Below are 17,238 nucleotides of genomic sequence, written 5' to 3' on the forward strand. Positions count from 1 at the left end.
GGCGGTGGCCATGGTGGTGGCGGTGCGCACCCGGCCGTCCAGGTCGCCGGCCTCGTGCTGCGTGCGCACCAGCACCAGGCCAAAGGCCGCCGCCGCCGCCAAAGCGAAGGCCACGCCGACGCCGATGCGTTGCCACTGCGCGGCCGCGCCCAGGCCGGAGGCGGCGCCCAGCACGTCCAACGCCAGCGCCAGGCCGACCAGGATCAGCGGCATGGCGACCAGCAGCGCGCGTTCGGGCCGCTGGCGGTACAGCACCAGCGCCCAGGCTGCGGTCCAGATCGGGTAGGTGTTGAAGGCCAGCAGCGCGAGCGCCACCGGCAGCCGCGCCACCGCCGAATACAGGCACAGGCTCTGGATGCCGACCAGCAGGCCGATCAGCGGCAGCATGCGCCGATGCCGCGCCGTGAAGCGCGGCCGCACGCCCTGCACGGCCAGCAGCACGAGCAGCACCAGGCAGGTGACGCCGCTGCGGAACACCACCGCGGTGGCGACATCGGTGCCGTGGTTGAAGGCGATGCGCGCGGCCACGTGGTTGGCGCCCATCATCAGCGCGATGAGCAGCAGCGTGGCGAAGGCGGTGGCGGAGAGGGCCCGGCCGGAAGTGCTCATGGATCTTTTGTCAGTCCAGCGCCGCCAGATGGGTGCGTGCGGCGGCGGCCAGCTTGGCGTCGAAGGTGGCGAGCGGCGCCCGGAGTTCGCCGGCCAGCCAGAGGTAGGCCGCGTCGTAGGCGGAGAGCTGGTAGCGGGCCGCCAGCGCGTACTGCGCTTGCCCGTCGGGGTGGTGCAGGTCGAGCGCCTGCTCGAAGTAATCGGCAAGCGCGCGGGAGATCACTGCCTCGGGCCAGCCCGCGCGCGTCTTCTTCACCGCGACACTGACGATCTCGTAGTCCAGCAAGGTCGGTGCATGCAGAGCCTTGCCTGTCAGCAGTTGCAGCGCGTCGTCGCGGGTTTCCTCCTGGAACAAGGCGGCGCTGAGCACGCTGCAGTCCACCACCATGGGTGGACGCCACGCATAGGCCGGCGCAGGCTCGGCCACGTGCAGGACCGGCGCCGCGGCGCGCTTCACCGGCTGTCCCGGTCGGCGCGGATCAGGTCGACGGCGAGCGGTCCGCCGCGCACTGGCTGCGGGAAGGCAATGCGCTGCGCGCGCGCGATGTCTTCCAGCGTTCGGGTGCCCCGGCGTTGCGACGATGGCGATACTGCGGCCGGGCTGTCGCCTTGCACGGCCTGCTCCAGGATGGCCATCAGCTCGCCTTGCAGCGAGCGATGGTTGCTGGCAGCGCGGGCGCGAAGCCGTTCGGCCCAGTCTTCCGGCACGTCCTTGATCGAGAGGTTGGGCACAAATCGGATGCGCCGTCAATACAGTCCGCGCACCCGCGCATGCAGCCGGGCGATCCCCAGCAGCGCGTCGGTGAACGGCGTCGGCACGCCGGTCAGCGTGCCCAGCTCCTTCACCACGGACACCAGCGCGTCCAACTCCACCGGCTTGCCGGCTTCCACGTCCTGCAGCATCGAGGTCTTGAACGCGCCCAGCTTCAGCGTGACCTGGTGGCGGTCTTCGGGCTGCTGGTCGATCGGGATGCCGATGCGCGCACCGATCTCCTTGGCTTCCAGCATCACCTGGCTGACGAAGCCGCGCACCAGCGGGTCGCCCAGGATCAGGTCGGTGGTGGCGCCGGTGACCGCGCTGATCGGGTTCACCGTCATGTTGCCCCACAGCTTGTACCAGGCGTCTTTCTGGATCTGCTGCGACACGGCGGTGTCGAAGCCGGCGCGCAGCAGCAGCGCGTCCAGCGCCTCGATGCGCGGCGAGCGCTGGCCCGACGGCTCGCCGATGATCAGCTTGTTGCCGAAGTGCCGCACCACCACGCCGGGCGCGCGCAGCGAGCAGCTGGCGTGCACCACGCTGCCCACCACGTGCGCGGACGGGACGGCGCGCGCGATGGCGCCGTCCGGATCGATCGACCGCAGCCGCGTGCCCGCATGCGCGCCGCCGAAGCCTTCGAAGAACCACCACGGCACGCCGTTCATGGCGGTCAGCACGATGGTGTCGGGCCCAAGCAGCGGGCCGATGCCGCGCGCGACCTCGGCCATGGCGGGCGCCTTCACGGCGACGATCACCAGGTCCTGCGGGCCGAGGTCGGCGGGGTCGGCGCTCGCGCGTACTTTCACCGTTCGGGCTGAGCCTGCGTCCACCGTTCGCCCTGAGCTTGTCGAAGGGCCGGCTTCGACAGGCTCAGCCCGAACGGATGTGGGCTCGGCTTGAACAGGTTCAACAAGCCGCAGCCCATTCGCCTGCAGCGCCTGCAAGGTCGCGCCGCGCGCCACCACGCTCACGTCGCAGCCGGCGCGTGCCAGCCCCACACCCAGCCAGCCGCCGATGGCGCCGGCGCCGTAGATGCACACCTTGTTCAATGCCTGCGCCATGTCAGTTCCGGTAGCTGTCGTCGATGCGGTCCACGCGCCGCGCCATCGCGTCGAACACGTCCAGGCCGCCGCCGAATTTCGCGTCGAACTGGAACGAGTCGCGCGTGGTCCTGCGCGCCACCTCTTGCGGCACCGCGATGGCCGCACCGAGCGGGGCCTGCGCCACCTGCACGTCGCAGGCGCGCTGCAAGGTCCACAGGCGCGAGAACGCCATCGGCAGGGTCGGGCCCCAGGCCAGCAGGCCGTGGTTGCGCAGGATCACCACCGGCTTGTCGCCGATATTCTTCAGCAGGCGCGGCGCCTCGTCGGCGTGGATGGTGATGCCCTCGAAGTCGTGGTACGCCACCATGCCGTGCAGCTGCGCCGAATAGAAGTTGTTCTGTGCCAGGCCGTCCTGCGTGCAGGCCACCGCCAGGCCGGTGGTGGTGTGGGTGTGCATCACGCAGTGCGCTTCGGGCACGCCTTCGTGGATGGCCGCGTGCACGGTGAAGCCGGCCGGGTTCACCGGATGCGTGCTGTCGTCCAGCTTGTTGCCCTGCACGTCGATCTTCACCAGGTTGCTGGCCGTGACTTCGCTGTAGTGCAGGCCGAACGGGTTGATCAGGAACTGCTTCCCGGTGCCCGACACGCTGGCCGGCAGGCGCACCGTGATGTGGTTGTAGATCATCTCGGTCCAACCCATCAGGTCGAACACGCGGTAGCAGGCGGCGAGCTGCACACGCGCCTGCCATTCATCGGGATGCATCGCGCGTGCGCGCGGCTCAAGCACGGCATTCATGGCACTGTCTCCTGCTCGTTTTCTCGTCTTCGTCGGTTCAGTACGTCGTGCTTTTGCGCGGTTCGGCCGCACCCTTGAACTGCGCCGCCAGCGCGCTGGTGGCGCGCATCAGCAGCTGCGTGTCCAGGCCCACGGCGACGAAGTTGGCACCCTGGTCCAGGTAGCGGCGCGCGGCGGCCTCGTCGGTCGCCAGGATGCCGGCCGACTTGCCGGCCGCGCGGATGCGCCGGAACGCATTTTCGATCACCGCCTGCACCTGCGCATGGCCCGGGTTGCCGACGTGGCCGAGCGCGGCCGACAGGTCGGCCGGCCCGATGAACACGCCGTCCACGCCCTCGGTGGCGGCGATCGCGTCCAGGTTGTCGATGGCCGCGCGCGACTCCGCCTGCACCAGCAGGCAGACTTGCGCGTTGGCTTCCTTGCTGTAGTCGGGATAGCGGCCCCAGCGCGAGGCGCGCGCGCCGCCCATGCCGCGGATGCCCTGCGGCGGATAGCGCATGGCCTGCACCAGCGCGGCGGCCTGTTCGGCGGTGTCCACCATCGGCACCAGCAAGGTCTGCAGGCCCAGGTCCAGGTACTGCTTGATGAGCGTGGCGCCGACCTCGCCCTGGCCCACCGGCACGCGCGAGATCGCGTGCGTGGCCGGGTAGCCGGCGATCACCTGCGCCTGCTGGATGATGCTGCGCAGGTCGTTGGGCGAATGCTCGCCGTCGATCAGCAGCCAGTCGAAACCGGCGCCGGCGCAGATCTCGGTGGCGTAGTGGTCGGCCAGGCCGAGCCACAGGCCGATCTGCGTGCGGCCCTCGGCCAGGGCCTGCTTGAAGGAATTGGTGGGTGTCTGCATGCGGCGAACCGTTTCGGATGGACTCAGGTGAGCTGGAACTGGAAGCGGCCGAGCGGGCCGTAGTCGGCGTCGAACACGTCGCCGGCCCGGGCGGCCACCGGGCGCGTGAAGGAACCCGCCAGCACGATCTCGCCGGCGTCCAGGCCTTCGCCCCAGGGCGCCATCTTGCCGGCCAGCCAGGCCACGCCGATGGCCGGGTGGCCCTGCACGCCGGCGGCCAGGCCGGTTTCCTCCACCACGCCGTTCAGGCGCAGCACGGCACCGCACCAGGGCAGGTCCAGCTCGCGCGGATGCGCGCGCTTGCCGCCCAGGAGGATGCCGGCGCTGGCCGCGTTGTCGCTGATGGTGTCCTGCACGCGGCGCATCTTCTTCGTCTCGCGGTCGGCCTGCTCGATGCGCGCGTCGATGATCTCGATGGCCGGCGTCACGTACTCGGTGGCGTCCAGCACGTCGTCGATGGTGAGGCCTTCGCCGCGCAGCGCGCGCTTGAGCACGAAGGCGAGCTCCACCTCCACGCGCGGCGCGATGAAGCGGCCGGCCGGAACGTCGCCCGGCGCATACAGCATGTCGTCCAGCAGCGTGCCGAAGTCGGGCTCGTCGATCTGGCTGGACTGCTGCATGGCGCGCGAGGTCAGGCCGATCTTGTGGCCGATGCGCTTGCGCCCTTGCGCGAACTTCAGCGCCATCCAGGCGCGCGCGACCGCATAGCCGTCCTCGATGCGCATGCCGGGAAAGCGCTTGGAGAAGTGCTCCAGCTGCACGCGCGAGGTCTCGCTGCGTTCCAGTTCGGCGGCCAGCCGCTGGACAAGTTCGGTGTCGAAGGTGGCGTTCGTCATGGGGTGTTGAAGAGAGGGTGGATGTTGCCGTGCTTGGCGTCGTACACCTGGCCCGGCGCTTCGTCGATCTGCAGCGTGATGCTGATGAAGCGCTCTGCGAGCAGCGCCGCGAAATGGCGCTTCGCGACCTCCATCAGCGCGTCGCCGGCGTCCTTCTTCGACGCCGCGCTGCGGCCGGCCGCCATGCGCAGGTTGAGGTAGACGAACGCGTAGTCGCGCGCGCCGTCGGCCACCGCGTAGTGCGCGGCCGGGTAGGCCAGCACGCGCGTGCCGCCGGGCGGGAACACCGGCTTGCCGGTTTCGTCGCGCGCGGCCAGCATGGTGTCGGCGAGCGCGCGGCACAGCGCCGTCATGTCCGCCCCGGCCTCCAGGTTCGGCGTGTACAGGATCACCAGGTGCGGCATGCCGTTGTGCTCCTGGCTACAGGCGGCTGACCGCCTGGTAGCCCGCCGCGCTGGAGGCCTGCGGCTGCGGAATCGCCGCGCCGTCCTGCGGCGTGACCGGGAACACGGCGTTGATCTGCCCGGTGCCCGACGCCGCAAAATAGGGCGTGACAGCTTCGGCGTGGCCGTCGTAGGCGCTCCAGCCCAGCGTGCCCAGCATCATGGCCGTGTCGTGCATGAAGCCCTCGCCGTGGCCCTTGGCCGCGTACTCGGGCAGCATCTCGCAGAAATTCTTCCAGTCGCCTTGCTGCCACATCGACACGACCTGCCGGTCCAGCGTTTCCAGGAACGGGCTCCAGATCTTGAAGGCGTACTGCGGCGCGAGGCCGTTCTGCGCGAAGCGGTGCGAGAGCGAGCCGCTGGCCAGGAAGGCGACCGTGCCGTCGTAATGCTCCTCCACTGCACGGCGCATCGCCCAGCCGAGCCGCACGCTGTCGTTGAGGTAGTGCGCCATGCACAGGGCCGACACCGACACCACCTTGAAGTGCCGGTCGGTGTTCATGTAGCGCATGGGCACCAGCGTGCCGTACTCGGGCGCCAGCGTGGTCGCGTGGTGCGCCAGCGTCTCCACGCCCGCGTCGTTGCAGGCCTTGGCCAGCAGCGTGCCCAGCGCGGAGTTGCCGGGGAACGCGTAGTCCATGTTGCTGATGAAGTGCGGCAGCTCGTTGCTGGTGTACAGGCCCTTGAAGTCCGCGGCGCAGTTCACGTGGTAGCTGGCGTTGACCAGCCAGTGCGAGTCGAACACCACGATGGTGTCCACGCCCAGCGCGCGGCAGCGCCGGCCGATTTCGCGGTGGCCCTCGATCGCGTCCTCGCGCGTGCCCTTGCGCAGCCCGTCCAGCTCGGACAGGTACATCGAGGGCACGTGCGTGACCTTGGCGACGAGGGCGACCTTACCCATGGCCGTTCCCGTGACCCCCGCCGTCGCCCATGACCACGGCGCGCTGCGCCGCGGTGTTCACCTGCAGCGAGAACACGTCGGGCCGCGCGTAGTGGCCGACCGGATCGAAATCCATCTGCGCCATCGGGATCGCGGCGAGGTCGAGTTCGGCGGTGAGCAACGTGTCTTCGTTGAACACCGGGCCGGCCAGGATCTTGCCGAACGGGTCGACGATCACGCTGCCGCCGCGGATCAGCACCGTCTCGGGCGCTTCGGGCAGGCGGTTGTTCATGCGGTCGGCCGGAAACTGCGGCCGGCGCAGGTGCTGGCAGGCCGACAGCACGAAGCAGCGGCCCTCCAGCGCGATGTGCTGCATGGTCGATGCCCAGGTGTCGCGGTCGTCCACCGTCGGCGCGCAGTACAGCGCCACGCGCTGCTGGTACATGGCCATGCGCAGCGCCGGCATGTAGTTCTCCCAGCAGATCACCGCGCCCAGCTTGCCGAACGGCGTGTCCACCGCCTGCAGGGTGGAGCCGTCGCCGAAGCCCCAGACCAGGCGCTCCAGCGCGGTGGGCATCAGCTTGCGGTGCTTGCCGAGCACGCGGCCGTCGGGGCCGAGGTACACGGCGGTGCAGTACAAGGTGCCGCCGTCGCGCTCGATGACACCGACCACCACGTACATCCTGTGCTGCGCCGCGGCCTGCGCCAGCTGCGCGATCTCCGGCCCGTCCACCGCCACGGCGGCGTCGTAGTACAGCTTGAACTCGGCGCGGCCCTGCGGCGTGCGCCCGCCCAGGTAGATGTGGAAGTCCGCGCCCTTCGGGTAGCCGCCCAGGAAGGCCTCCGGGAACACCAGCACCTGCGCACCGCGCGCGGCGGCCTCGGCCATGATGGTCAGCGCGCGGTCCACCGTTGCGGGCGTGTCGAGCAGCACGGAGGCGGTCTGCGCGACCGCAGCGGTGAGCTTGTTGCTGGCTGTCATGCGACTCCCCAGTGAGGGATGTGGTGGTTGCCGAGAGACACGGCGACATTCTTCGGCTCCAGGAACACCTCGTAGCTCCAGGTGCCGCCTTCGCGGCCGGTGCCCGATGCCTTGGTGCCGCCGAACGGCTGCCGTAAATCCCGCACGTTCTGGCTGTTGACGAAGCACATGCCCGCCTCGATGCCCGCGGCCACGCGGTGCGCGCGGCCGACGTTCTCGGTGAACACGTAGCTGGACAGCCCGTAGTCGATGTCGTTGGCGATGCGCACCGCGTCGGCCTCGTCGTCGAACGGGATCAGGCAGGCCACCGGCCCGAAGATCTCGTCCTGCGCGATCTTCATGCGGTTGTCCACGTCGGCAAACACGGTCGGCAGCACGTAGTTGCCCTTCTTCACCCGGTCCGGCAGCAGCGGTGCGTCCAGCCCGCCGCACAGCAGCGTCGCACCTTCCTTGGAGCCCAGCTCGATGTAGCCGCGTACCTTGGCCAGGTGCGCCTGCGACACCATCGGCCCGATGATGGTTGTCTCGTCCAGCGGATCGCCGACCGCGATGCGCTTGGCGCGCTCGACAAATTTCTGCACGAAGTCCGCGTAGATGCTTTTTTGCACCAGGATGCGGCTGCCCGCGGTGCAGCGCTCGCCGTTGATGGAGAAGATCATGAACACGGCGGCGTCGAGCGCGCGCTCCAGGTTCGCATCGTCGAAGATGACGAAGGGCGACTTGCCGCCCAGCTCCATGCTGAATTTCTTCAGGCCGGCTTCCTTCACGATGCGGTTGCCGGTGGCGGTCGATCCGGTGAACGAGATGGCGCGCACGTCGCGGTGCCGCACCAGCGGCTCGCCGGCCTGCCTGCCGTACCCGTGCACCACGTTCAGCACGCCCGGCGGAATGCCCGCCTCCAGCGCCAGCTCGCCCAGGCGCGCGGCCGTCATCGGCGACAGCTCGCTCATCTTCAGCACCGCCGTGTTGCCGAACGCCAGGCAGGGCGCCACCTTCCAGGTGGAGGTCATGAACGGCACGTTCCACGGCGAGATGAGGGCGCACACGCCCACCGGGTGGAACAGCGTGTAGTTCAGGTGGGTGTCAGTCGGATAGGTGTGGCCGTCCACCCGCACGCACATCTCGGCGAAGTAGGAGAAGTTGTCGGCCGAGCGCGGCACCAGCTGCTTGCCGGTCTGCGCGATCGGCTGGCCGGTGTCGTTGGTCTCGGTGCGCGCGATCTCGGGCGCCTGCGCGGCGATCAGCTCACCGAGCTTGCGGATCAGTTTCGCGCGCTGCGGCGCAGGCAGGCCGGCCCATTTCGGAAACGCCGCCTTGGCCGCGGCAACCGCCGCATCGACTTCGGCCTCGCCGCCCGAGGCCACTTCGGCCAGCACCTCCTGCGTGGCCGGGTTGACGGTCTCGAAGTACTCGCGGCCGGGGACGGCCTTGCCGTCGATGAGGTGGTGGATCTGCATGGGCTTGCTGCTGCCTGCGTCTAGGAAACGACGGTGTTCGTGAGGGCGCCGATGCCCCGGATTTCCGTGACCACCACGTCGCCCGGCTTGCAGTCGACCACGCCGTCGGGCGTGCCGGTGAGGATCACGTCGCCCGGCTGCAGGGTCATGAAGCCGGTGAAGTATTCGATCAGCGACGGGATGTCGAAGATCATGTTGCGCGTGTTGCCGGTCTGCGTGACCTCGCCGTTGACGGTGGTCTTCAGCGCCAGCGCCATCGGGTCGGGCACGTCCTTGGCGTCGACCAGCCAGGGGCCGAGCGGCGTGGCGCCGTCGCGGTTCTTCACGCGCAGGTTGGGGCGGTACCAGTTTTCCAGGTAGTCGCGAAAGGCGTAGTCGTTGGCCACGCTGTAGCCGGCGACGAAGCCGTACGCGTCCTCGCGGCGCACCCGGCGCGCGCGCCGGCCGATCACCACCGCCAGTTCGCATTCGTAGTGCATGAAGGTCACGTCCGCCGGCCGGCGCGTGGTGCCGCGGTGGCCGTTCAGCGCGTTCGCGCCCTTCAGGAAGGCCAGCGGCTCCTGCGGCGGCTTGAGCGCCAGTTCCATCGCGTGGTCGGCGTAGTTCAGGCCCAGCGCGAGGATGGTGCGCGGCTGCTCCTGCGCCGGCAGCGGCGGCAGCCAGGTGACGGCGTCTTCGGCCACGGTGCGGCCGTCGCCCAGCAGCAGCATGCCGTCGCGTTCGGTGGCGGCGAAGGCCTGGCCCTGGTAGATGACGCGGGCGTGCTTCATGGCGCCTCCGCCACCAAAATGTTGGTCAGCTTGCCGAGCGCGGGCATGCTGATGTCGATCTGGTCGCCGGGCCGCGCACGCGGCCGGTCGACGTCGCAGCCCAGCATCAGCACGTCGCCCGGCGCCAGGGTCATGAATTCGCGCACATCGGCCACCAGCCGCTCGGCCGGGCGCATCAGCTGATTGAAGCGCACGGTCTGGCGCAGTTGGCCGTTGATGTGCACGCGCAGCGCGAAGATGGCCGGGTCGCCGGCCTCGGCGCGCGCGCGCACGCGGCTGCCCACGCCCAGGAAGCCGTCCAGGCAGCGGTACTGCACGGGAGGGCGGAAGAAGCTCATGTGCGGGATCGACAGGTCGTTGAGCAGCACGAAGCCGGCCACCTCGCCGCCGGCGCCCATCACCATGCCGACGGTGGCGCCCACCTCGACTTCTGGCACGCGGGCGGGTACCGAGATCGGCGCGCCGTCGGCGCTGAAGGTGTTGGCGGTCTTGACGTAGAGCACCGGCGCCTTGGGCGGCCCCTTGTACGGCGCCTCTTTGATCGCCGCGCCCAGCACGTTGTGTTCACCGCTGAAGTTCATCAGCGTGCCGTAGACGGTTCCGCTCGGCCTAAAGCTCATTGGAACCTCCGTGCTGCGCACTGCGGTGCTGAGTCCCTTCGGGCGGCCGGGCGGGACTCGGCTGCTCCAGGGTGATCAGTTCGTCCAGCAGCGCATACAGCCGCGTCAGTTTTTGCTTGCCCATCGATGTCTCCAGCCAGTGGTAATGGGCTTCCACCGTGTGCGACAGTTTTTCCACCAGCTTCAAGCCCCTGGAGGTGGCTTCTACCACGCTGCGGCGCTGGTCGGCGGGGTCGCGCTCGCGCCGCACCAGCCCGTCGCGCTCCATGCGCGACAGCACGCCGGTCAGGCTGGGGCCCGGGATGTAGGCTTCGCGCGCGACCTTGCCGGTCTCCACCGTGCCGTGCTCGCCGAGCACCCGCAGCACGCGCCATTGCTGGTCCGACAGGCCGTGCTCGCGCAGGCTGGGGCGCGTGTGCAGCATCACCGACTCGCGCGCCTGCAGCAGCAGGCGCGGCAGGTTGCGGTGGGCGAAGGCAGTGGTGTGCATCGGCGGCGGCGAGTTATTTCACATGTTAAGTGAATTGCCGCGCCTCTTCAAGCCGGGCCGTGGCCGGGCCCGCTGCCGCCGGGCAGCGGGTTCACTCGCCGGTGAACGGTACCGCTGGCACCTGGGTGTGGAGGCTGGCGTTGAGCATGTTCCACGCGCGGATGGCGCCGACAACGAAGGTGAGGTCGACCAGTTCGGCTTCGCTGAAATGCCGCCGCGCCTCCTCGAAGTCCGCATCGCTGGGCGAGCGGTGCGGCACGGCGTTGACCGCCTCGGCCCAGTTCAGCGCCGCGCGCTCGCGCTCGCCGAAGAAGCGGCCAGCCTCGCGCCAGCCCGCCACCGCGTTGATGTGGCGCGGCTCCATGCCGTCCTTGACCAGCGCGGCCCAGTGCATGTCGATGCAGAAGGCACAGCCGTTGATCTGGGAGACGCGCAGCTGCACCAGCTCCTTCAGGCGCAGTCCGAGCGAAACGCCGACGTTTTTCGAAAATTGCACCATCGCGTCGGCAACTTTGGGTGCGGCGGCGTAGAAGTTGATCCGGGCTTTCTGGCTCATGCTTGTTTTCTCCTTGAATGGGGTTGGAAGCGTCCTGCTTCATCCTTCAAGACGGCCGCGCGGCGCCGCTTGTGACAGCACGCCGCGAATTCAGGCAGGCAGCGGCGCGGCGATACGCGCCAGCTTATCCGGGTTGCGCACCGCGTAAATGGCAACGATGCGTTCGCCGTCGCTCACGAAGGCCTGGGCCGATTCGAGCTGTCCGTCCAGGTAGCGCAGCAGGCCCGGCTCGCCGTTGATGGAGGCGATGCGGTACTGCAGCCGCTCGCCCAGCCGCAGGGCGTGCGCCCAGTAGAGGTTGGCGATGCGGTCGCCGCCGGCCAAGGCATGGCGGACGGCCGCGGCCTTGCCGCCGCCGTCGCCCAGCGCCAGGGCGTTCTCGTCGAGCAGGGCGCGGATGGCCGGGCGCTGGCCGCTGCGTGCCGCCGCGACGAACTTTTCCAGCAGCCGCCGGTGCGTCTCGGCCGGCACCGAAAAGCGCGGCCGCTCCAGCCGCACGCGCTCGCCGGCGCGGTGCACCGCCTGGCGCACGGCGGCCTCGCCCTTGTCCAGCATGGCGGCGATCTCGCCGTAGTCGTAGTCGAACACCTGGCGCAGCAGGAAGGCCGCGCGCTCCTCGGGCGCGAGGCGCTCCAGCATGTGCAGGAAGGCAACCGAGAGGTCGCTGGCCAGCTCGGCGGCGGACTCGGGCGTGCGCTCGTCCGCCACCAGCGGCTCGGGCAGCCAGATGCCGGTGTAGGCCTCGCGTTCGGCCTTGGCCGCACGCAGCCGGTCGATGGCCAGCCGCGTCGTGACGGTGACCAGCCAGGCTTCGGGCGACTGCACCGCCGCGCGGTCGGCGGCGTTCCAGCGCAGCCAGGCGTCCTGAAGCACGTCTTCGGCGTCGGCGCGCAGGCCGAGCATACGGTAGGCAATGCCGAACAGGCGCGGGCGCAGCGCGGCGAAGGCCGCGAGGGCGGCGGCGTCGTGGTCGGCGGGAGAAGAGGTGTGCGGGTCCATCCAGGCAAGACGGAAAAGGCGCGGCGATTGTGACACCCTACACTTGCCCGATGGCCAAGGACAAGACCGTCTACAGCTGCACCGAGTGCGGCGGAACTTCAGCCAGGTGGCTGGGCAAATGCCCGAGCTGCGGCGCCTGGAATACGCTGATCGAAACCGTGGCGGAAGCGCCGGCCGGCGGCGTGCGCAACCGTTTCGCTTCGCTGGCGCCGGCCTCGGAGGTCGCGGCGCTGGCCGACATCGAAGCGTCGGAGGTGGAGCGCACGCCCACCGGCATCGGCGAGCTCGACCGCGTGCTGGGCGGCGGCATCGTCGAAGGCGGCGTGGTGCTGATCGGCGGCGACCCCGGCATCGGCAAGTCCACCCTGCTGCTGCAGGCGCTGGACGGCCTGCAGCGTGCCGGCGTTCCCACGCTGTACGTCACCGGCGAGGAAAGCGGCGCCCAGGTCGCGCTGCGCTCGCGCCGGCTCGGCCTGGAGCGCTCGCAGGTGAAGGTGCTGGCCGAGATCCAGCTGGAGAAAATCCAGGCGACGATTGCGGCGCAGCAGCCTGCGGTGGCGGTGATCGACTCGATCCAGACCATGTACTCCGACCAGCTCACCTCGGCGCCCGGCTCGGTGGCGCAGGTGCGCGAATGCGCGGCGCACCTCACGCGCGCGGCCAAGGCCGGCGGCACGGCGACCATTCTGGTCGGCCACGTCACCAAGGAAGGCGCGCTGGCCGGCCCGCGCGTGCTGGAGCACATGGTGGACACCGTGCTGTATTTCGAGGGCGACACGCATTCGGCCTTCCGGCTGGTGCGCGCCATCAAGAACCGCTTCGGCGCGGTCAACGAGATCGGCGTGTTCGCCATGACCGAGAAAGGCCTGAAGGGCGTGGCCAATCCGAGCGCCATCTTTTTGTCGCAGCACAGCGAGCCGGTGCCGGGCAGCTGCGTGCTGGTCACGCTGGAAGGCACGCGGCCGATGCTGGTGGAAATCCAGGCGCTGGTCGACACCGGCGGCCCGAGCCCCAGGCGGCTGTCGGTCGGCCTGGACCGCGACCGGCTGGCCATGCTGCTGGCCGTGCTGCACCGCCACGCCGGCGTGGCCTGCATGGACCAGGACGTGTTCGTCAACGCGGTGGGCGGCGTGCGCATCAGCGAGCCGGCGGCCGACCTGGCGGTGATGCTGGCCATCACCTCGTCGCTGCGCGGCCGCGCGCTGCCCAAGGGCTTTCTGGCCTTCGGCGAAGTCGGCCTGGCCGGCGAGGTGCGGCCCGCGCCGCGCGGCCAGGAGCGGCTGCGCGAAGCGGCCAAGCTGGGCTTTTCCATGGCCATCGTGCCCAAGGCGAATGCGCCCAAGGGCGGCAAGGCCGGCGGCCGCGAGTTCGAGGGGCTGACCATCCATCCGGTCGAGCGCATCGAGGACGCGCTGGAAGTGGTGCGGGGGCACGCGTGAAGCTTGCCGTGCTCTCCGACATCCACGGCAACCTGCCGGCACTGCAAGCCGTGCTGGAGGACGCCAAGCGCCAGGGCGTGGACGCAGTCGTCAACCTGGGCGACATCCTGAGCGGGCCGCTCATGCCGGCCGAGACGGCGGACTTCCTGATGGCGCGGCGGGAGATCGTCACCATCGCCGGCAATCACGAGCGGCAACTGCTCCAGGTGCGCGAGACGCCGCGCGCACGGATCGATGCGCGCACCAGCGACGGCTACGCCGCCTTGCAGATCACCGATCACCATGCCGACTGGCTGCGCAGCCTGCCGCCGCAGCATTGGCTGGCGCCCGACGTGCTGCTGGTGCACGGCACGCCTTCCACCGACCTCGTCTACTGGCTGGAAACCGTGGTGCCGGGCTTCGGCGTTGACGGCGCGCCCGGCATGCGCGCCGCCACCGGCGCCGAGCTGCGCGAGCGCCTGCACTCCGGCGCACCGCGCGCAGCGCAGGCCGCGCTGGCGCTGTGCGGCCACAGCCACGTGCCGCGCGCCGTGCAGTGCGGCGAGACGCTTATCGTCAACCCGGGCAGCGTGGGGCTGCAGGCGTACGACGACGCGCATCCGCATCCGCACGTCGTGGAAACCGGCGCGCCGCAGGCGCGCTACGCCATCGTCGAGCGGCACATGGACGGCTGGCAGGCGCGCCTGTGCAGCGTGGCCTACGACTGGGACGCGATGCGCCGGCTGGCCGAGGCCAACGGCCGGCCCGACTGGGCGTACGCACTTGCCACCGGCCGCATGCCCGTGGCGGACGCGACAATCGGCGCATGAATTTCCAGAAAGTCGTGCCGCCCATCCTGGGCGTGGTGCTGGTGGCCGCGGCCTACCGCGGCTGGGGCTGGGCCGGCGTGGGGCTGGCGGCGACCGGCATCGTCATGTGGATGCTGCTGCATTTCACGCGCCTGATGAAGGTGCTGCAGCGCGCCTCCAGCCGGCCGGTGGGCCATTGCGACAGCGCCGTCATGCTCAACGCCAAGCTGCGCCCGGGCGTCAACCTGCTGCACGTGGTGGCAATGACCCGCGCACTCGGCGAACTGGTGTCGCCCAAGGAAGAGCCGCCCGAAATCTACCGCTGGACCGATCCCGGCCAGTCGTTCGTGGACTGCGAATTCGCCAACGGCAAGCTGCACAAGTGGGAGCTCACGCGCCCGCCGCAGGCCGAAGAGGCCGCCCGCTAAAATCGTCGGCTTCCCCGGATTCCGAACTATTCCTCATCAAAGGACACCCGCATGAGCGCACTTCCCCCCTCGATGGCTGACCGCGACGGCAAGATCTGGATGGACGGCGAGATGGTGGACTGGCGCGACGCCAAGATCCATGTGCTGACGCACACGCTGCATTACGGCTGCGGCGCGTTCGAAGGCGTGCGGGCCTACAACACGGTCAACGGCACGGCCATCTTCCGCCTGCAGGACCACACCGACCGCCTGTTCAACAGCGCCAAGATCCTGCGCATGAAGCTGCCCTTCTCCAAGGAGGAGGTGATCGAGGCGCAAAAGGCGGTGGTCAAGGCCAACAATCTGGAGAGCTGCTACCTGCGCCCGCTCACCTGGATCGGCTCGCAGAAGATGGGCGTGAGCCCCAAGGGCAACCAGATCCATCTGATGGTGGCGGCCTGGGCCTGGGGCGCCTACCTGGGCGAAGAGGGCCTGCGCACCGGCATCCGCGTGAAGACCTCCAGCTATACCCGCCACCACGTCAACATCACCATGACGCAGGCCAAGGCGGTGAGCAACTACAGCAACTCCATCTTGGCCAACATGGAAGCGGTGGACGACGGCTACGACGAGGCGCTGCTGCTGGACACATCGGGCTTCGTGTCCGAAGGCGCGGGCGAGAACGTCTTCGTGGTGAAGGACGGCGTGGTCTACACGCCCGACCTGTCGGCCGGCGCGCTGAACGGCATCACCCGCAACACGGTGTTCCACATCTGCGAGGACCTGGGCCTGAAGCTGGTGCAAAAGCGCATCACGCGCGACGAGATCTACATCGCCGACGAGGCCTTCTTCACCGGCACCGCCGCCGAAGTCACGCCGATCCGCGAACTCGACCGCATCGAGATCGGCATCGGCCGCCGCGGGCCGGTGACCGAGAAGGTGCAGAGCGCCTTCTTCGACATCGTCAACGGCCGCAATCCCAAGTACGCGCACTGGCTGGCGAAGGTCTGAGCATGTCCACCCCGGTCGAGAGCAAGAAAGAAGCGGTGGTGGAACTCGCCGCGCGCGACCTCAACGCCAACGGCGGCGTGTTCTGCCCCAGCCCCATCGCCGGCATGAAGCTGTGGAACACGCACCCGCGCATTTTCCTGGACGTGGCGGGCACCGGCCAGGCCAAGTGCGCGTACTGCGGCACGGTGTACAAGCTCAAGGAAGGCGAGCGCTTCGGCGGCCACCACTAATTGGGGTCAGACACCAATTTCTCATCGCGGTCGCTGGTCGTCGCGCCGCAGTGGATCGGCGACGCGGTGATGACCGAGCCGCTGCTGCGGCGGCTGCGCGCGCGCGGTGAGCGCATCACCGTCGGCGCGCTGCCCTGGGTGGCGCCGGTCTACCGCGCCATGCCGCAGGTGGACGCCGTGGTCGAACTCCCGTTCCAGCACGGCGGCCTGCAGTTCCGGGCGCGCCGGCAACTGGCGCGCGAGCTGCACGGGCGCTTCGACACCGCCTACGTGCTGCCCAATTCGTTCAAGAGCGCGCTGCTGCCGCTGCTGGCCGGAATTCCGAAGCGCGTCGGCTATCTCGGCGAGGCGCGCGTGGGCGTGCTCACGCACCGGCTGAAGAATCCGGGCAACAAGCCGCCGATGGTGGCCTTCTATTCGGCGCTAAGCGGCGAGGCGGATGTCGGCAACGACCGCCCGCAATTGCAGCTGCCGCCCGGTAACGCCGAGGCCGCGGCGGCGCAGCTGGGCGTGCAGCCGCGCGGCTACTACGTGTTCGCGCCCGGCGCGGAGTACGGGCCGGCCAAGCGCTGGCCGGCACAGCGCTACGCCGAACTGGCGCGCCTGCTCGCTGCGCCGGTGCTGCTGCTCGGTTCCGGCAAGGAGGCGCCGCTGTGCGAGGAGATCGCGCAGGCCGGCGGCGCGCAGTGCCGCAACATCGCCGGCCAGACTTCGCTGATGCAGGCGCTGGGCCTGATCGCGGCGGCGCGGGGCGTGGCCAGCAACGACTCGGGCCTGATGCACGTGGCGGCCGGCTTCGGCGTGCCGCAGGTGGCGGTGTTCGGATCGTCCAGCCCGCTGCACACGCCGCCGCTGAATGCGCGCGCGGCCGTCGTGTGGCTGAAGAACGACCCCGCCTACCAGCCGCCGCTGGACTGCGCGCCGTGCTTCCAGCGCGAATGCCCGCTCGGCCACACGCGCTGCCTGAACGACGTCGGCGCCGCGCGCGTGCTCGCTTCGCTGCAAGAGACGCTGTAGCCGTCCATAGCTCGATGGCAAACGACAAGGCACCCGCATCCATCCACCCGGCCGCGCTGGCGCTCGCGGGGCTGCTCTCGCTGGCGGTGGCCATGGGCATCGGCCGCTTCGCCTTCACGCCCATGCTGCCGCTGATGATCCGCGACGGCCAGCTCGACCTGGCGCACGGCGGCTGGATCGCCGCGGCCAACTACGCGGGCTACCTCGCCGGCGCCCTGACGGCCGCGCGCCTGCGCATCGGCGCGGCGGCGCTCGGCCTGCTGG

The 17,238-nt window shown here is 69.8% G+C and carries 23 protein-coding genes; 7 read left to right on the forward strand and 16 right to left on the reverse strand.

Annotated elements, in window-relative coordinates; genetic code table 11:
- The 16 genes from H0U68_RS22205 to H0U68_RS22280 form a co-directional block, all read right to left on the reverse strand.
- Positions 1-609, reverse strand: a 609-nt coding sequence (locus tag H0U68_RS22205; RefSeq protein ID WP_296359077.1) for an EamA family transporter, incomplete at its 3' end; no start/stop codon positions are given.
- A gap of 10 nt (positions 610-619) precedes the next feature.
- Entirely contained in the window at positions 620-1,066 is a 447-nt protein-coding gene (locus H0U68_RS22210; protein ID WP_296359078.1) for a type II toxin-antitoxin system VapC family toxin, read from the reverse strand.
- Complete coding sequence (locus tag H0U68_RS22215; protein WP_296359079.1) at positions 1,063-1,341, reverse strand: Arc family DNA-binding protein; 279 nt, start codon at positions 1,339-1,341, stop codon at positions 1,063-1,065. The genes H0U68_RS22210 and H0U68_RS22215 overlap by 4 nt, the downstream gene beginning before the upstream one ends.
- Before the next feature lie 15 nt (positions 1,342-1,356).
- Entirely contained in the window at positions 1,357-2,427 is a 1,071-nt protein-coding gene (locus tag H0U68_RS22220; protein ID WP_296359080.1) for a 2-dehydropantoate 2-reductase, read from the reverse strand.
- A gap of 1 nt (position 2,428) precedes the next feature.
- Entirely contained in the window at positions 2,429-3,205 is a 777-nt protein-coding gene (locus tag H0U68_RS22225) for a class II aldolase/adducin family protein (RefSeq protein ID WP_296359081.1), read from the reverse strand.
- Between the two features lie 37 nt (positions 3,206-3,242).
- Positions 3,243-4,049, reverse strand: coding sequence for an HpcH/HpaI aldolase/citrate lyase family protein (locus tag H0U68_RS22230; protein WP_296359082.1), 807 nt, complete (start codon positions 4,047-4,049; stop codon positions 3,243-3,245).
- A 23-nt stretch (positions 4,050-4,072) separates the two neighbouring features.
- Positions 4,073-4,885 (reverse strand): 2-oxo-hept-4-ene-1,7-dioate hydratase, encoded by an 813-nt coding sequence (gene hpaH, locus H0U68_RS22235; RefSeq protein ID WP_296359083.1) that lies wholly within the window; start codon positions 4,883-4,885, stop codon positions 4,073-4,075.
- Positions 4,882-5,289, reverse strand: a complete 408-nt coding sequence (locus H0U68_RS22240) for a 5-carboxymethyl-2-hydroxymuconate Delta-isomerase (RefSeq protein WP_296359084.1) — start codon at positions 5,287-5,289, stop codon at positions 4,882-4,884. Before H0U68_RS22240 ends, hpaH begins: the two co-directional genes overlap by 4 nt.
- Before the next feature lie 16 nt (positions 5,290-5,305).
- A complete protein-coding gene (hpaD, locus tag H0U68_RS22245; protein WP_296359085.1) occupies positions 5,306-6,229 on the reverse strand; it encodes a 3,4-dihydroxyphenylacetate 2,3-dioxygenase in 924 nt (307 codons plus the stop codon).
- Positions 6,222-7,190 (reverse strand): carbon-nitrogen hydrolase family protein, encoded by a 969-nt coding sequence (locus tag H0U68_RS22250; RefSeq protein ID WP_296359086.1) that lies wholly within the window; start codon positions 7,188-7,190, stop codon positions 6,222-6,224. Before H0U68_RS22250 ends, hpaD begins: the two co-directional genes overlap by 8 nt.
- Complete coding sequence (hpaE, locus tag H0U68_RS22255) at positions 7,187-8,647, reverse strand: 5-carboxymethyl-2-hydroxymuconate semialdehyde dehydrogenase (RefSeq protein ID WP_296359087.1); 1,461 nt, start codon at positions 8,645-8,647, stop codon at positions 7,187-7,189. The genes H0U68_RS22250 and hpaE overlap by 4 nt, the downstream gene beginning before the upstream one ends.
- A gap of 20 nt (positions 8,648-8,667) precedes the next feature.
- Positions 8,668-9,417, reverse strand: coding sequence for a fumarylacetoacetate hydrolase family protein (locus H0U68_RS22260; protein ID WP_296359088.1), 750 nt, complete (start codon positions 9,415-9,417; stop codon positions 8,668-8,670).
- Positions 9,414-10,037, reverse strand: a complete 624-nt coding sequence (locus H0U68_RS22265) for a fumarylacetoacetate hydrolase family protein (RefSeq protein WP_296359089.1) — start codon at positions 10,035-10,037, stop codon at positions 9,414-9,416. Before H0U68_RS22265 ends, H0U68_RS22260 begins: the two co-directional genes overlap by 4 nt.
- Positions 10,027-10,527 (reverse strand): homoprotocatechuate degradation operon regulator HpaR, encoded by a 501-nt coding sequence (gene hpaR, locus H0U68_RS22270; protein WP_296359090.1) that lies wholly within the window; start codon positions 10,525-10,527, stop codon positions 10,027-10,029. Before hpaR ends, H0U68_RS22265 begins: the two co-directional genes overlap by 11 nt.
- 91 nt (positions 10,528-10,618) lie before the next feature.
- Positions 10,619-11,083 carry a carboxymuconolactone decarboxylase family protein gene (locus tag H0U68_RS22275; RefSeq protein ID WP_296359091.1) on the reverse strand — a complete coding sequence of 155 codons (465 nt, stop codon included), beginning with the start codon at positions 11,081-11,083 and terminating at the stop codon, positions 10,619-10,621.
- Positions 11,084-11,173: 90 nt separating this feature from the next.
- Entirely contained in the window at positions 11,174-12,082 is a 909-nt protein-coding gene (locus H0U68_RS22280) for an RNA polymerase sigma-70 factor (RefSeq protein ID WP_296359092.1), read from the reverse strand.
- 50 nt (positions 12,083-12,132) lie between these two features.
- Here H0U68_RS22280 and radA point away from each other — a divergent pair, with 50 nt between their 5' ends.
- The 7 genes from radA to H0U68_RS22315 all read left to right on the forward strand — a co-directional run.
- Positions 12,133-13,521: a DNA repair protein RadA gene (radA, locus tag H0U68_RS22285; RefSeq protein ID WP_296359093.1), complete on the forward strand. Its 1,389-nt coding sequence runs from the start codon at positions 12,133-12,135 to the stop codon at positions 13,519-13,521.
- Positions 13,518-14,330, forward strand: a complete 813-nt coding sequence (locus H0U68_RS22290; protein WP_296359094.1) for a metallophosphoesterase family protein — start codon at positions 13,518-13,520, stop codon at positions 14,328-14,330. The genes radA and H0U68_RS22290 overlap by 4 nt, the downstream gene beginning before the upstream one ends.
- Positions 14,327-14,737 carry a glycerate kinase gene (locus H0U68_RS22295; RefSeq protein ID WP_296359095.1) on the forward strand — a complete coding sequence of 137 codons (411 nt, stop codon included), beginning with the start codon at positions 14,327-14,329 and terminating at the stop codon, positions 14,735-14,737. Before H0U68_RS22290 ends, H0U68_RS22295 begins: the two co-directional genes overlap by 4 nt.
- Positions 14,738-14,788: 51 nt before the next feature.
- The gene (locus H0U68_RS22300) at positions 14,789-15,727 is read left to right on the forward strand and encodes a branched-chain amino acid transaminase (protein ID WP_296359096.1); all 939 of its coding nucleotides are present in this window, start codon (positions 14,789-14,791) and stop codon (positions 15,725-15,727) included.
- Positions 15,728-15,729: 2 nt separating this feature from the next.
- Positions 15,730-15,957 carry a zinc-finger domain-containing protein gene (locus H0U68_RS22305; RefSeq protein WP_296359097.1) on the forward strand — a complete coding sequence of 76 codons (228 nt, stop codon included), beginning with the start codon at positions 15,730-15,732 and terminating at the stop codon, positions 15,955-15,957.
- A complete protein-coding gene (gene waaF, locus H0U68_RS22310; protein WP_296359098.1) occupies positions 15,958-16,974 on the forward strand; it encodes a lipopolysaccharide heptosyltransferase II in 1,017 nt (338 codons plus the stop codon).
- Between the two features lie 14 nt (positions 16,975-16,988).
- Positions 16,989-17,238: YbfB/YjiJ family MFS transporter (locus tag H0U68_RS22315; RefSeq protein ID WP_296359099.1), on the forward strand; the 250-nt coding region annotated here is incomplete at its 3' end.

This window comes from Ramlibacter sp. (assembly GCF_013697775.1).
Taxonomy (GTDB): Bacteria; Pseudomonadota; Gammaproteobacteria; order Burkholderiales; family Burkholderiaceae_C; genus Ramlibacter.

Bases quoted from the DNA above. Each gene is read 5' to 3' on its own strand.
- H0U68_RS22305 (WP_296359097.1), top strand. From the start codon at position 15,730: ATGTCCACCCCGGTCGAGAGCAAGAAAGAAGCGGTGGTGGAACTCGCC.
- H0U68_RS22220 (WP_296359080.1), bottom strand. From the start codon at position 2,427: ATGGCGCAGGCATTGAACAAGGTGTGCATCTACGGCGCCGGCGCCATC.
- H0U68_RS22230 (WP_296359082.1), bottom strand. From the start codon at position 4,049: ATGCAGACACCCACCAATTCCTTCAAGCAGGCCCTGGCCGAGGGCCGC.
- H0U68_RS22300 (WP_296359096.1), top strand. From the start codon at position 14,789: ATGAGCGCACTTCCCCCCTCGATGGCTGACCGCGACGGCAAGATCTGG.
- H0U68_RS22295 (WP_296359095.1), top strand. From the start codon at position 14,327: ATGAATTTCCAGAAAGTCGTGCCGCCCATCCTGGGCGTGGTGCTGGTG.
- H0U68_RS22240 (WP_296359084.1), bottom strand. From the start codon at position 5,289: ATGCCGCACCTGGTGATCCTGTACACGCCGAACCTGGAGGCCGGGGCG.
- H0U68_RS22280 (WP_296359092.1), bottom strand. From the start codon at position 12,082: ATGGACCCGCACACCTCTTCTCCCGCCGACCACGACGCCGCCGCCCTC.
- H0U68_RS22225 (WP_296359081.1), bottom strand. From the start codon at position 3,205: ATGAATGCCGTGCTTGAGCCGCGCGCACGCGCGATGCATCCCGATGAA.
- H0U68_RS22250 (WP_296359086.1), bottom strand. From the start codon at position 7,190: ATGACAGCCAGCAACAAGCTCACCGCTGCGGTCGCGCAGACCGCCTCC.
- hpaE (WP_296359087.1), bottom strand. From the start codon at position 8,647: ATGCAGATCCACCACCTCATCGACGGCAAGGCCGTCCCCGGCCGCGAG.
- hpaR (WP_296359090.1), bottom strand. From the start codon at position 10,527: ATGCACACCACTGCCTTCGCCCACCGCAACCTGCCGCGCCTGCTGCTG.
- hpaH (WP_296359083.1), bottom strand. From the start codon at position 4,885: ATGACGAACGCCACCTTCGACACCGAACTTGTCCAGCGGCTGGCCGCC.
- hpaD (WP_296359085.1), bottom strand. From the start codon at position 6,229: ATGGGTAAGGTCGCCCTCGTCGCCAAGGTCACGCACGTGCCCTCGATG.
- H0U68_RS22275 (WP_296359091.1), bottom strand. From the start codon at position 11,083: ATGAGCCAGAAAGCCCGGATCAACTTCTACGCCGCCGCACCCAAAGTT.
- radA (WP_296359093.1), top strand. From the start codon at position 12,133: ATGGCCAAGGACAAGACCGTCTACAGCTGCACCGAGTGCGGCGGAACT.
- H0U68_RS22265 (WP_296359089.1), bottom strand. From the start codon at position 10,037: ATGAGCTTTAGGCCGAGCGGAACCGTCTACGGCACGCTGATGAACTTC.
- H0U68_RS22260 (WP_296359088.1), bottom strand. From the start codon at position 9,417: ATGAAGCACGCCCGCGTCATCTACCAGGGCCAGGCCTTCGCCGCCACC.